We start from the raw sequence: 455 nt of genomic DNA, 5'->3' as shown, positions 1-455 counted from the left end.
CAAGACCAGATACTGTCGCTGTGTACTCGCCTTCACCGATTCTTGTTTCCGTTGTTAGTGTTGCTACTTTTTTATCTTCCGACCATGTTGTTGTGCTAGCAACAGCTTGTGTTCCTTTTGTCAAAGCGACTTTCGCTTTGTCTGTATCAACCGGTTTGTTGAAGGAAACTGTTACTTTGTAAACGCCTGCTGCTTTAGCACCTGTTACGGATACTTTACCAGCTGGTACATATTGTTGTTTCGCTTCGTATGCGCCGCTCACAAGCAAGTCGCGTGTTGCGTTGCTCATACCGCCGAATTTACCATCTTCATTGTTGGAAAGAAGTTTCAACTCAAGAGCAAGCGCTACATAACCTTGTGCCCAACCGGAAACCGTTGTGTCTGTACCCGTTTTGCCTTTAGCTGCTTCATCTTGACCAAGTACACGCACCAAGAAAGTTGCTAGTTGCTCTTTT

Annotated in this window: 1 pseudogene; it reads right to left on the bottom strand. The window is 45.3% G+C overall.

The annotated features are described in order from the left end of the window. A pseudogene (locus GQF01_RS09570) lies at positions 1-455 on the bottom strand (S-layer homology domain-containing protein); the annotation flags it as partial.

This window comes from Paenibacillus silvestris, from assembly GCF_009882985.1.
Classification (GTDB): Bacteria; Bacillota; Bacilli; order Paenibacillales; family NBRC-103111; genus Paenibacillus_E; species Paenibacillus_E silvestris.
Note: the sequence above shows the minus strand (reverse complement) of the source record. Positions and strands in the feature narration are given on the sequence as shown.